10 protein-coding genes are annotated in these 13,742 nt (G+C 28.0%); 1 reads left to right on the top strand and 9 read right to left on the bottom strand.

The window, feature by feature from the left end; genetic code table 11:
- The 8 genes from Q3287_RS13765 to pepI form a co-directional block, all read right to left on the bottom strand.
- On the bottom strand, positions 1-1,131 hold the full coding sequence (locus tag Q3287_RS13765; protein ID WP_407815162.1) for an ATP-binding protein: 1,131 nt from the start codon (positions 1,129-1,131) through the stop codon (positions 1-3).
- 11 nt (positions 1,132-1,142) lie between these two features.
- Positions 1,143-1,946, bottom strand: coding sequence for a hypothetical protein (locus Q3287_RS13760; RefSeq protein WP_407964231.1), 804 nt, complete (start codon positions 1,944-1,946; stop codon positions 1,143-1,145).
- Positions 1,947-2,389: 443 nt separating this feature from the next.
- Positions 2,390-5,713, bottom strand: coding sequence for a cell wall-binding repeat-containing protein (locus tag Q3287_RS13755; RefSeq protein WP_407964230.1), 3,324 nt, complete (start codon positions 5,711-5,713; stop codon positions 2,390-2,392).
- A 270-nt stretch (positions 5,714-5,983) separates the two neighbouring features.
- A complete protein-coding gene (locus tag Q3287_RS13750) occupies positions 5,984-6,172 on the bottom strand; it encodes a hypothetical protein (protein ID WP_054277523.1) in 189 nt (62 codons plus the stop codon).
- 118 nt (positions 6,173-6,290) lie between these two features.
- The gene (locus tag Q3287_RS13745) at positions 6,291-7,451 is read right to left on the bottom strand and encodes an ABC transporter permease (protein ID WP_407964229.1); all 1,161 of its coding nucleotides are present in this window, start codon (positions 7,449-7,451) and stop codon (positions 6,291-6,293) included.
- Positions 7,452-7,463: 12 nt separating this feature from the next.
- The gene (locus tag Q3287_RS13740) at positions 7,464-8,138 is read right to left on the bottom strand and encodes an ABC transporter ATP-binding protein (protein ID WP_054277525.1); all 675 of its coding nucleotides are present in this window, start codon (positions 8,136-8,138) and stop codon (positions 7,464-7,466) included.
- A gap of 14 nt (positions 8,139-8,152) precedes the next feature.
- Positions 8,153-9,238, bottom strand: coding sequence for an SH3 domain-containing protein (locus Q3287_RS13735; protein ID WP_407964228.1), 1,086 nt, complete (start codon positions 9,236-9,238; stop codon positions 8,153-8,155).
- Positions 9,239-9,856: 618 nt separating this feature from the next.
- Entirely contained in the window at positions 9,857-10,738 is an 882-nt protein-coding gene (pepI, locus tag Q3287_RS13730; RefSeq protein ID WP_054271559.1) for a proline iminopeptidase, read from the bottom strand.
- A gap of 469 nt (positions 10,739-11,207) precedes the next feature.
- Here pepI and Q3287_RS13725 point away from each other — a divergent pair, with 469 nt between their 5' ends.
- Positions 11,208-12,182, top strand: a complete 975-nt coding sequence (locus tag Q3287_RS13725; protein WP_284182362.1) for an aromatic acid exporter family protein — start codon at positions 11,208-11,210, stop codon at positions 12,180-12,182.
- Between the two features lie 115 nt (positions 12,183-12,297).
- Here the strand turns inward: Q3287_RS13725 and Q3287_RS13720 are convergent, their stop codons facing one another.
- Positions 12,298-13,359, bottom strand: a complete 1,062-nt coding sequence (locus tag Q3287_RS13720; RefSeq protein WP_407964227.1) for a transglutaminase domain-containing protein — start codon at positions 13,357-13,359, stop codon at positions 12,298-12,300.
- Between the last annotated feature and the right edge of the window lie 383 nt (positions 13,360-13,742).

Here is a 13,742-nt window from a genome sequence, read left to right as displayed (position 1 = left end):
TTATCCCCTTATTAGACTATAAGATTCAAAATATGATTTTACGAACTCTTCATTTTCTATGGCTTTTTTATACACTTCAGTATAACTGTTTCTAATATCCTTCATAATTCCTATCATTAAGTCTACAGGATATACTTTTAAAAATTCAATAAATCTATTAATATATTGATTTGATTCATATTTATCATTCTTAATATTTAATTCTAAGTTTTTTAAGATATTCATAGCTGATAGATAAAGCCTTGTATGACTTTCATCTTTTACTCTTTCTATAATAGAATCATCCATAGATTCTCCTAAAAAAACATCTTCATAAGATATTAATGGTTTAGAATCTGATTCAATAAAACTTATAAACTCTTCTGCAATAACCTTACCTATATTCCCTTTTATAACATTTAAAAATACTGCTCTAGGAATTGAATTGTTTTTTTCTTTATAAACTTTATAAATTTTAGATACTCTTTCATAACTTCTAGGAGTTGCTCTTACATCATCTTCATTTATCTTATGAAGATATTCTGGAAAAGTAGAAATAAATTCTATAACTTCTCTTTCAATTCCTTCATCAACTGCCCACTTTAACCATTGTGTATGCTCACTCTCCATATTCAGCCAAACAAATCTATTTTCTTGGGCTGCATCCATATCCACAACTTGATAATCAAAGTCTGAACCATATTTACTTGATGGGTTCATTGCTGCCAAAATCTTTACATCATCATGCAACTTATATCCATTAATCTCTCTATTCAAAATTAAATTCATAAGTTCTTGTTGCACTGTATGTTCACAACGATTTATCTCGTCTATAAATAAAAGAACACTCTTACCTTTAGATATCTCTTCATCAATTTCTCTTAATTTGTTATGAACAGCATATACTGTTGTTTTCTTTTCAATCTTATATCCATTTGAATTAACTCCTACATAAGATTCTATAGTTGGAAGACCACCTATTTCACCCTCTTTAAGCAGGTTCCCATCAATAACAACTAAACTCCAATTATTTTCTTCAGCAAGTTTTTTTGCTAAAGCTGTTTTTCCTATCCCACTTTCTCCCACTATTAAGGGAACTTCTCCAGTGGATAATATTAAGTCAACGCTTTTTAATGTGTCTATAAAATTCATTTTTCTCTCTCCTACATAATCTTTAATTTCTCATCCACAGCTATTTTTTTTGCTGCCTTACTTCCATACTTATAAATAAACATAATTTTATCTATTGGCAGATTTTCACTATTCCTATCTATAACACTACAGTTTAAAAAATCTCTAACATATTTTTCTTCAACATTTTCCTTTGATAATACGTCTTTTAATACTCCCTCTAATTCATCTTTAGATATTTTCTTTATAATATATTTAATCACTAAAATGTTAACTTTCAAAAACTCTAACATTTTATTCTTATCTAAATCAGTTATAAAGCCAATAGCTGCTTCATTATTTTTTATAGCTATAATTTCTGCATTATAACTAGGTGATTCTATATATCTTAATGCATCATAACTTATTCTAACTGCCTCTTCTTGTACACTTTCATAAGGCTCTTTTATAAATTTTATTGAATCATAATTTTTTCTTACTGCTAATAATTGCAGTTCTTCACTTGGATTTTTAGCATACTTAATAGCCCATCCAGCTTGATTTATAGCCATCTTAATAACTCTATCAGTTGGATTTTTGATATAGTCTAGTATACTCCACCCCTCATTTACTGCTTTTATCATCATATCTTCAGTTGGATTATCTACAAATTTAATCGCCCTAACATTATTATCTATTGCTAACTCTTGCATCTCTCTAGTTGGATTATTTATATATTCTAGTACAAGCCCATTTTCTTTGATAGCTAGTAGTTTCATTTCATCAGTTGGATTATTTAAAGTAGATATAATATTAGGATTATTTTTTATCATTTCAATAACTCTTGCTTTTTCCATAATATGCCTTTCTCTCTATAATTATTTTTATCTCTATACTAATTATAATAATTTATTCCTATTTATATAATTGTTTCTTATTATAATTAATATACTTTTTAAGCAAATTTAAACAGAATAATTATACCAATATATAAAAAAATTTCTAAAATACAGTAAAATTGAATACATATACATAAATACATTGCCATTATTTATAAAATTAAATAAAATTTTAATACTTCAATTAATAATAAAAAAGAGTTATCTCAAAATAGATTTTTTATAATCAAATTTTGAGATTAACTCCCCTTTTAGATTTTTCTATGTTATTTTTATTACTTCTTTTAATTAATATCTTAGATTTTTCTATTAATCCTATCTTCTCATAATCATTTTGTCACTTTTTAACTATCTGATATAAAGAACCACATTCATATCACTTAGAATGATTTTTTATTTTGTTATTTATCTAATAACTTTTTTATTTTATTTATTACAGTTGAACTTATGCCTCCACCTGCTTGATATATAGTAGTTGATTTTTTCTTAGATAATACTCCTTCTTGTGATTTATTTAAGTCATTAGTAGCTATTACTACTGGTATATTTTCTTTTGATGCAAATGGTCCAACAGATAATGCATCTATTAAATCATTATCCTTTGACAATGCTATTGCCTTTAAATTACTATCTTTATAGAAATTTTCTATTACCTTAGCATTAGTCTCTTGTCTGTCTTTACCAGCTATTCTGTTATTAGACACATTCTTTTGAACTATTTTATCAATTTGAGATACTGCTTGATTGGAAATTTTTTCTTCACCTCCTATAAAGTAGGCCTCTTGTATATTTTTAGACTTTAAGTAGTCGTATGATGCTTGGTCTAATCCATCTTTATGTGTAAGTATTATAGGAGATTTTTCATTACCTGCTACTGATGAAATTGATAAAGCATCAGCTTCTCCCTCTCCTGCACTTACATATATTTTTTCAATATTTTTATTATGAGACATCTCTTTAGCTACATTTAAAGATGTCTCATATCTTGTTTTACCACCTATTCTTTTTACAGAAATTGATTTATCAAATTTATTTAATTGCTCTATAACTGATTTGGATATTGAATCCTCACCACCAATAACTATTATGTTACTAGCTTTTAATCTTTTTATTTCTTTTAAGGTATTATCATCTATATTTTTACCATTAGATAATAATATGGGTGCATTTTTTGAATTTGATAATGGTGTTGCTGATAACCCATCAACCATATGTTTTTTGTTACCATTTACTAATATTACTGTATTTGATGCAGACCAACCTTCTTTTGATATTTTTATGGCAGTATCATATCTATCAGTACCAATCATGGGTTTTAACTCAACATTACTGTTGACACTTTCCCATACATTTACTCTTTCATAAGGGGCTACATACATTCCATCCCCGTCTTGAATATTATAAGTTTTATGGAATTGTTCAAAATTAACCAAGACACGGTTCACTCTTGTATTATTTGGGCTATGTAAATCTCCATTAGCAGTATTTTGCAATACTTCTCTTGAGTATGTTTTTGTATATGCTTTTGAGTAACTTTTAAAGAATAAATCATAATCTGGATTATTAGTTTTTGATAAAATATTTAGAGCAGTGCCAACACCTGCAATATCAGAAATATTTTCTCCTAATGTGTATTCTCCATTAACTTTTATTCCAGGTGCTGTTTCAACTCCATCAAAGAAATCAATAACTCTTTTGCAACGCTCTTCAAAAGCTTTATAATCTTCTTTACTCCACCAGTTATTCTCTTTACCATTTGAATCATATTGTGCTCCTGAATTATCAAATGCATGAGAAATTTCATGTCCGATTATTACACCTATCCCTGCAAGATTTTCTTCTAATGATGCCTTAGAATCATATAAAGGAGCTTGTAATATACCTGCTGGAAATTGCATGATATTAGTATATAACCCGTATGCTGCATTTACACCTGCTAGCCCTATACCAAATTGTTCTGTTGAAAAAGATTTATCTATATTTTCAGCATCACTTTTTAATCTAGTTAGTTTTATTTTAGACATATTATCAAAGTAACTACCGCCATCTTCTTTTGATAATATCTCTGTATTTTCAAATGGAGATTCAAAAGAAGATGGATAACCTACTAAAAATTTCATAGCATCAAGTTTTTTTATAGCTTCTTTTTTTGTTGATTCATTCATCCAATCAAGATTTTTTATGTTATCTTTATATACATCAATAAATTGCTTAATTATTTTTTCTACATCTTTTTTTGATTCCTCAGAGAAATGTTTATTTACAAAAAGTTCATCAATGTATTCATTAAGATTACTAGATACTAATTTTGTAGCTTCTTTTTCTCCGAATTTAGTTTGAGTTGCTCCTGTAGAAGAATAGTGAAACTCATTTAAAGCATAGAAATAGTCTTCACTAAGCTTATCAGCATTATCTTTCGCTAAATTTATTTTCATAAATGTTTTCATAATATCTAAATTTTTATTAGTAAAAATTTTATTAAATGTTTCAAGCTCTTTCATATCTGAGACTTTGATACTAACAGATAAATTATTGTATCCAGCTGTAGCTAAAGCCTGAGAAATTTCTAAGTTAGGGACTTTTTGTTCTAACTCTTTTAAATTTATTTTTTCATCATTATACTCTTGACTAGTTTCTATTTTTTTTAATAAATCCATATATTTATTTAGATTGTTAGTAGCCTCTTTTTCACTCTCCCCATTTAATATTAATAGTTTCTTATAAAATTTAGCATATCTATCTTTTTGCTCATTATACTCTAACATCCATGTATCAGTAGATGATGATATATCTAAATATTTAGTACCTTTTCTATAATCGCTCATTGACATTGTTGAAAATACTGCGTTAGTTCCTATTTCTTTAATTATATTTCTATTTATTTTATTAAGTTCTTTTATATCTTTTGCACTTTCTATAGCATCAAGATATTTTTTTATAGGTTTATTACCCAATTTATTTCTACTTTTTAAATCTAGTGAATTAAGATATAAGTTTTTAATTTTTTCTTCTTTGCTACCTTTTCTAGGATTTCCATTTGATATTCCTTTAATTATTGCATTAACTTTTTTGTCATTTTCTCTTTGCATAGAAGCAGGACCACCAGCCTCATACTCACCATCTGGTATATTAGACTCTTCTAGCCATTTTTTATTTATGCTACTATAAAAGTCATCTTTTAAATTAGTTCCTTTGAATGCCCAGATACGTTTAACAATAGTTTCAACTTCTTCTATAGTCATAATTTCTGACCCATTAATCTTTTTATCTTTTGTATTAACCAAAACGCCACCTTTTATTAGATTGTCTATATGAGGCTTTGCATATGATGGTATATCTGTAAAACTAACATTTTTATCTTCTATCCTTTTGTTATGACCTGTGGGCTCAGAAAGAGTTCCAAAAGCACGGCTTATCATTATTAAACTATCTAATCTATTTATTTGTTGATTTTCTTTACTTTTAAATCCTTCAATAATTTGTTTCTTATCAATATTAGGATTATATGCTTTTGAAGACTTTAAAAGATACTCTGCTATTTCATTGTATGTAACATTAGTCTTTTTAACTGATTTTCTCTCTTTGTGTTTATTTAGATTTGATTTTTCTTCAGTATTTTGACTTTCTTGATTTTTACCTAAATTTTGTGCCTGTGCATTTGCTGTAAATAATGTAGATATAACCATACCTGTACACATTATTTTTGCTTTAGTTCTTTTGTTCATAAAATGTCACCCCTTATTATACTTCTCACTATATAACTTTCTATAATTAATTACACCTAATTAGATTGTAACAAAACAATGTTTACTCAATGTTTATACCTTTAATATAGGTTGATTAATTTAAAAATCATCTAATTCTTGTGTTGCAATAACTATATAAACAATATAAGATGGTCAAATAAATCTTGATTTATTTGACCATCTTAAAAAATGATATATTATTTTTCTCAATTTAGATAAAGACATTCTTAATTCCTCTACCTCATAATTTTATTCACGCTCTATAGTTCCATCTTCAATGCCTTTTTGTATTTCTTCCTCGCCTAGTTTTGGTAAATTATGCTGTTGCTCTGTTTCTTTTGGTGAATTATTTATTTCCTTCTTACCTTCACATCCAACTACACCAAGAGCTACCATTGATACTATTACTACTGTTGTAAATTTCTTATTAAATTTCATTTTTTCTCTCCTTTTATTTTATATATTTTTTATTTTATTACCTTTTTCATAAAACTAATATTTATTATAGTTGTTAAACAATATATTAATTATCTAACAAATTATTTGATGTATGATTTTATTCTGATTTAAGTGCTACTATTGGTTGTAACTTAGATGCTTTATTTGCAGGAGATATTCCAAAGACTACTCCCATAAATATGGCAAATCCAACTGCAGCAAATACTACATTCCATGCTATATAAGGCTCAGCCCCCATTGTTTTCAGTATTGGAAATGATCCAAGTATGCCTATTGAAGAGCCTACTGTTCCACCTATTAAGCTTATTGTAAGAGATTCTACTAAGAACTGTACTAATATAAATTTTCTAGGAGACCCTAACGCTTTTCTTATACCGATTTCTTTAGTCCTCTCAGTTACAGATACTAGCATCATGTTCATTATACCTATACCTGCTACGAATAAAGATACACTTGCTATTGCTCCTACCATTAGGTTCATAATAGCATCCATTGATTTCATTGAATCTATCATTTCTTTATTACTTGATACATAAGGATCATTTGGTGCCATACCCTTTTTAGCAAAATGAGCTTTTATTTCATCCATTGTATTTGTAACACTATCATTTGAGGCAGATTGTACATTTAATTTGGATATATCACTTACTCCTAAAACAATTTGAGCTGTTTTATAAGGCATATATATAGTATCATCTTCTGGGCTATTATAAGCTTCATCAATCTTACTTAATACACCTATGACTTTATATGGTATAGATTTAATATTTATTATTTTTCCAAGCGCATCTCCTTTAGGGAATAATTCGCTGGCAACTTTACTGCCTAATACTATAACTTTAGTTGATTTATCATTATCAATTGGCATAATAAATCTACCACTCTTAACTTTAGTGTTATTTAATTTTGCATAGTTTTCATCTGTTCCAACTACACTTTTTTTGCTATCTTTTTTATCGTAACTCACAGTTGCTGAATCACTTATTTCTGGAGATATTTCTTTTACATTTGAACTCATTTTTAATACTTTTATATCAAATTCATTTATTTTTTTATCTCCATATACACTTGTAGTTATTAAATCTAGTGGCTTTGATTCAAAACTTTTATACATACTTTGTTTACTACCTATAGATATTGTAACGAATAAAATTATACTGCCTGTACCAATTGATATACCTAATATAGTAAGAAATGAACGTAGTTTATTAGCTTTGATTTCTCCTAATGCCATCTTAATTATTTGGAAAATATTCATATACGCCACCCCCTATTCAAAAATTTCACCATCTTTAATTCTCACCAATCTTTTAGCATTTCTTGCTATATCCATATCATGAGTTATCATAATTATAGTTTTACCTTCTTGATTTAGACCTTCTAATATTTCAAGTATTTCTTTACTTGTTTTACTATCTAGTGCTCCTGTTGGTTCATCAGCTAGAAGTATTTGTGGATTTGTAGCTAGAGCTCTTGCTATTGCTACTCTTTGTTGTTGACCTCCAGATAATTGATTTGGTCTATTATTCAATTTATCTTGTAGTCCAACCTTTTTCAGACATTCTAGGGCTATTACTCTTCTTTCTTTAGGAGTTTTACCTTGGTATATAAGAGGAAGTTCTATATTTTCTAAGGCAGATAATTTATTTAATAAGTTAAAATTTTGGAATATAAATCCTATTGTCTTATTTCTTACAGCACTTAACTCATCTTCACTTAGTGATGTTATACTTTTTCCATCCAGTACATATTCACCATTATCAGCTAAATCTAGACAACCAATTATATTCATAAAAGTTGATTTACCTGAACCTGATGGACCTATTATAGATACAAATTCACCTTTTTTAATATCTAATGAGACCTTTTTTAATATAGTTATTTTTTCATTTCCTATACTATATGATTTCACTAAATCCTTAGCTTGTATTACATACTCACCCATGTATTGTTACCTCTCTACTCTATTGATTTTTCCACTGTTGAACTTGATTCTACCTCTGAATTTTCACCAGAGCTTTTAAATGATGGTATACTTATACGTTCATTTTCTGAAAGACCTTTTGTAATTTCTATATATTCTGAATCCGTAATTCCTATTTCAATATATTTTTTTTCATTTTTATCTGCAAGAGTAACAAAGTATCCTTTTTCATCTTTTTGAACCGCCATTACAGGAATTTTTATTACATCATTTTTTTCGTTTACTATGATTGTACCTGTTACAGACATACCATCTTTAAGAATTTGTATAGTTAAATTACTTTCTAAAATCCACCCAGTAGTTTTATCACTAGTTTCGACTTTATACCAATTCTCTTTTTTATCTAGTATTGTTACTTCTTCACCTTGTAATAATTTTCCAAGAATCCTACTATTAGATACATTATTCTTTCTAAGAATTGTATCGTTGCTAGCTATTTTTGCTTTTACATTTTTTTTATCTATCCCTTCTAGCTTAACTCCATATTTTTGTATCCACCCTTGTGTGTTGTCTTCTAATCTAACTCTCATCCAACTTCCTTTTCTTTCTAATATGTGGAATTTATCTCCTTTTTCTATTTTAGATACTTTGCCATATTCTTTAGATGCTCCTTTTCTTACACTTATTTCTTCATATTTACTTTCTCCAACTTCAAGTATTGAGTTAGAAACTGCCACATTTACATTGTATGTTGGATTCTCTCCTTCTTCTGCTTTGTTAGATATTTCAGTTATCGTTCCTTTTATAGTTTTATCTGGAAATGCCTTTGCATTTATCTCAACCATTTGATTTACTTCTAACTTGGATATATCATATTGATTTACTGATACAGTTATTTTAATTGCATTTGGATTGTTTTTTTCTGCATCAATTAATGAAACTTTTCCTCCAGCTGATACAACAGATTTTATGTTTCCTTTTTCTACTGCTAAAGTGTTCATTGTTGCATTTATTTGTTGTTGTTTTGCCTCTGCATTTTTATTAAGTCCTATGTATGCCCCTGACCCTGCTAGAGTTATTGTAATAGCTGCTATAACTATAAGTTTTTTTGGTTTTTTCATAATGTTCCTCCTTAAGCATTGTAAAGTACTGTAAATATGTAATTGTACTTTAATATTTTCTGTAATTTATCTTATATTTGTATTTCTCATCATAATATCTTAATATTTACTTTGATAAGTGTAAGGCTTTAGAACTAATCCTTAACTCTGGTACGAGTGTAACATCTTAATGTTAATCTTATGTTTACATAAACTTAATTTTTCTTATGTTTACATAAACTTAATTTTTGTATATTTTATTTAATACAAGATAATCACTTTGTTTTATTATGAAAATTATTCCTTTAGCATCATACATAAATTAATATGCTACAAACTATAAATCATATATTAGCTAATTGTATACTTACTCTTTAACTATGGAACATGAATTAACAAATAATAAAAATAAAAGTAATAAAATAACTCAAACACTACAATTGCTGAGGTTTTAATTGCAGAACATATTTCTAAAGCTAAGGAAGTTCTTACATTTGTATAATCTCTCATAATAAAATTGTTTAAATTTATAGTATTGTTTTATAACACCTAAAGCTTTTCTGTTTTTTGTACAAAAAAAAGAGATGATTCAAATTTTTATTTTGATACATCTCTTTTTTATATAAATTCACATTATTTTTAATCGTTAGCATCTAGCCATTTAGTTAAAACTTCTATATATTTATCATTTTCTTCAACAAATGGCATATGTCTTGAATATTCAAATAACTCCCACTTACTATTAGGAATTCTATCATACATAGTTTTTGCAATGTATGGTGAACATAAATCTATTGCTCCACTAGTTACTAAGCAAGGTTCCTTGATTTCATGTAATCTATCTGTAAACTCATATCCAGAAAGTGTCCCTGTAGGCGAAAATTCATTTTGTCCCCATCCTACAATATATGCTTCAGAACCTGATTTTTTAGGTCTTCTTAGGCATTCAGGAGAATCTTCTGTTACTTCACCTGCACAATACATTTCCATAAATTTTTCTAGCGCATCATTATATTCCTTGCTAGAGTAATCTCCAGTATTTACTGCATCAAGCAATGCTTTTTGGTCAGCCTCATCCATATATGAGATTCTTCTTTTTTGTTCTTTCTCCCAAAGCTTTGCAGAAGAAAGAGTAGATGAAAGAATGTATGACTTGATACCTTGTGGTTTATACTCAAGAGCATACCAAATAGCCTGCATACCTCCCCAAGATTGACCTAATAGATGAATTTCTTCAAGTCCTAGATGCTTTCTCAGTTCAATAAGCTCCTTTATCCAAGTGTCAGCATTAAATAACTCAGGATGCCCTTCTACAAATGAATTTCCACAACCAATTTGGTCATACATTATTACTTGTCTACCACTCTCAGCTACCTTATCCAATACTTCAAAATAGTTGTGTGTAGAACCTGGTCCTCCGTGAAGTAGTACTAATGGTTTCTTCCCTTCAGTGTTTTCTCCTACTATACGATAATAGGTTTTAAAACCTTCAAAAGGCATATATCCTTCAGTAATTTTCATGTTTATCTCCTCCAGTTTGCTATTATGAACAATAATTATGTTCATTAATATGGCTATTTAAAGCTTATAATACACCTTTATTGATGTATTTTAATCTTTACTTTTGTGTTCATAAATAGTATAACATAAAAGAAAAAAATCTCCATACCAAATCAATTATAAAATCACATTAACTATATAATTTTATTTTATGTTAATAATAATAGATATATTTATAGTTATATTGTTCGATAATATAATAGTAATATAAAATATTATTTCCTCAATAGAATATAATTATTTTATATTCATTATAATATTTTGTATTCTACAATGTTTTACATTAAAAAAGATATCTTTGTATTTCTATTTGCTTATCTTTTTATCGATTTTTACAGTATTTTTTAAATAAAATATTGTTAACTCCATTTCAAATAAAATTGGTTTTATGATAAAATTATTTTTATTATATTTTAAAGGAGGCTTGTATTTGAACAATATCGATTTACTTAAAGTTATAAAGTTATCTTTAGGATGCTCTCTTGCTATATTTATTGCTTGGCTATTAAAATTAGAATACTCAATGGTTGCTGGAGTTATAGTACTACTTACAGTAAAGAACACTAAAAAAGAAACTCTTAAAGGCTTTATTGGAAAGTTTTATGGTTTTCTTTTATGTACTCTTTTTTCCTACTTATGTTTTAATATTTTAGGATATAATTTGACTTCATTTTCAATATTTATATTTATAATTATACCAATTTGTTTTTTATTAAATATTCAAGATGTCATTGCTATGTGTGTAGTCATCGCATCCCATTACTTCATTCAAGAAGAAACATCTATTAAGTGGATTTTAAACGAAGCTGGAATATTTGCAATAGGGACTGGAATAGGTGTCATAATAAACATGTATATTCCAACAAATATACATAAAATCTATGAAGTTCAAAAAAAGTTACAAGAAGAAGTGAGCGTTGTACTTATAGACATTGCAGATATTATTGTAAACCCTAAAAAAGAGAATGAATATAGTAGAGATTTATATACATTAAATTCACTTATTGATAGAAGTATTTCTGAAACTTATGATAATATTAATAATACTTTATTAAATGACACTAAATTCTTCTTAGAGCACATGGATATTATAAAAAGCCAACGGGATATTTTAGAAAGTTTGTATGGTTATGTATCTCAACTAAATTCTACACCACCACAAGCTCATATTCTATCTGCTTTCATACATAAGATAGGTTATACCAAATTTGAAGCTGAAACAGGAAATCTACTTCTTGAGGAATCGGATAGATTATTGTCAAGTATGAAAAATCAACCTTTACCTGTAAATAGAATAGAATTTGAGAATAGAGCCATTTTATTCTTATGCTTGACTAAGTTAAAACAGTTTTTAATTAATCGTATACATGCTCAGGAACTTAGAGATAATAATTTTTATAAATAAAAAGAGGAGAAATACAGTAGTTGACCCAACTAAAAAATATCAGATATAATGTTAAATGCGCCCTCAGTAAGAGGGCGCAATGTTTATAATTTATTCTACTGTCATGAATGAATCATTATTCATATCGAACATACATTATTCTACCAATTCCAATATTAAGTTCTGTATTAGCGATTTCTATTTTAATAATCACATCATTTTCTTTACAGTACTTCGCTAATTCTGCACCAGAACGGTTCTTACCACTAAAATCTAAAGAAAAAGGCTTATCATATTCAAAAGGATATTCAACAGGTTTACCTTGTGGAGCTAATGCAAACATCCCATATGGTGTGTTCATAAATCCTATTACAGTATATGTATGCTTTGATGGGTCTAAGTTTGATTCTTTTCCAGAAAATGTAATTGTATTTACTGATGAATTAACTAAACTACATCGAACACCCTGGTATGTTATATGTTTCTCATTTATATCTTCTCCATTTTTTCCAAAATTTCCAACAACTATTGACCCTTCTTGATGTGCTTGCATAGTATGCTTGCCAGGTGGTGCTGGTTTCTGTGTCTGTTCTGGTTTTGTTGTCTGTACTATTTCTCCAACCTTTGGATATGCTGTCTTATCAAATGGCAATGGATGTGTAAGACTCTTGTATATGATGTCCTTTCCTGCTGATTTATTAGCATCAATATCTACGTGATACAAACGCCCATCACCAAAACGTATAAGATTCCACTGATGGTCATTTGATTTACTGTGGACATAATAAGATTCAATTCCCATCGCATCACACAAAGCCTTCATGCTCCTAGCCATTCCAGAGCATGCTCCTTTTTTAGTAACCAATGTATAGGCAGTATTGGCTCCCTCTGCTGCGTTCCAGTCAACATATGTTGTGTTATTTTTAATGTGATTATAGGCAACTAAAATCTTAGCATCTGTGGTCATATTCTTTGTGATTTTCTTATTCATAAAATCTGCTGTTGCTTGTGCTACTGAATTCAATTGTGCTTGTGATAGCTTTGGGCCATATATGCTATTAGTTCCTGTGACATAGCTTTTTGGTGTCTTTGCTGTTACTTCCTTGGCTGTCATACCATAAACTGTCATACTCATACCTGAGGTTAAAACTATTGTTGCAATCAATAGCTTGGTAGCTAACTTCCTAATTTTTTTCATACTCAATATTCTCCTTTATAAAATATAGTTACTTCCTATTCCTTGCCATTAATAAGGCTCACTTTGGATTTAAAAAGGTGGATTGTCAACATGTCTGTTTCTACATTCATACTTTTGTGAAATGTTCAAATTTCATGGAAAATCTAGTCGATATTTTTACATAGTTTGTATACAATATAACTAGAAAATCAGTGCCTTTGCTGTCAGCTTGATAAAATAATGTTAATTAATATGTTCAACACCATTATCATGTAGCAAATGCTATCTCTATCCAATTATTAGTAATGGCAAGAATAAATAGAATTGTAAATAATAGAGTTAAGGCTAATTTTGTATACATTTTATACAATCTCCACCTAATATTATATCTATTATAATTTTAA

It is taken from the genome of Clostridioides sp. GD02404 (assembly GCF_045898275.1).
GTDB lineage: Bacteria > Bacillota > Clostridia > Peptostreptococcales > Peptostreptococcaceae > Clostridioides > Clostridioides difficile_A.
Note: the sequence above shows the minus strand (reverse complement) of the source record. Positions and strands in the feature narration are given on the sequence as shown.

Bases quoted from the DNA above. Each gene is read 5' to 3' on its own strand.
- Q3287_RS13750 (WP_054277523.1), bottom strand. From the start codon at position 6,172: ATGAAATTTAATAAGAAATTTACAACAGTAGTAATAGTATCAATGGTA.
- Q3287_RS13735 (WP_407964228.1), bottom strand. From the start codon at position 9,238: ATGAAAAAACCAAAAAAACTTATAGTTATAGCAGCTATTACAATAACT.
- Q3287_RS13720 (WP_407964227.1), bottom strand. From the start codon at position 13,359: ATGAAAAAAATTAGGAAGTTAGCTACCAAGCTATTGATTGCAACAATA.
- Q3287_RS13755 (WP_407964230.1), bottom strand. From the start codon at position 5,713: ATGAACAAAAGAACTAAAGCAAAAATAATGTGTACAGGTATGGTTATA.
- pepI (WP_054271559.1), bottom strand. From the start codon at position 10,738: ATGAAAATTACTGAAGGATATATGCCTTTTGAAGGTTTTAAAACCTAT.
- Q3287_RS13760 (WP_407964231.1), bottom strand. From the start codon at position 1,946: ATGGAAAAAGCAAGAGTTATTGAAATGATAAAAAATAATCCTAATATT.
- Q3287_RS13740 (WP_054277525.1), bottom strand. From the start codon at position 8,138: ATGGGTGAGTATGTAATACAAGCTAAGGATTTAGTGAAATCATATAGT.
- Q3287_RS13765 (WP_407815162.1), bottom strand. From the start codon at position 1,131: ATGAATTTTATAGACACATTAAAAAGCGTTGACTTAATATTATCCACT.
- Q3287_RS13745 (WP_407964229.1), bottom strand. From the start codon at position 7,451: ATGAATATTTTCCAAATAATTAAGATGGCATTAGGAGAAATCAAAGCT.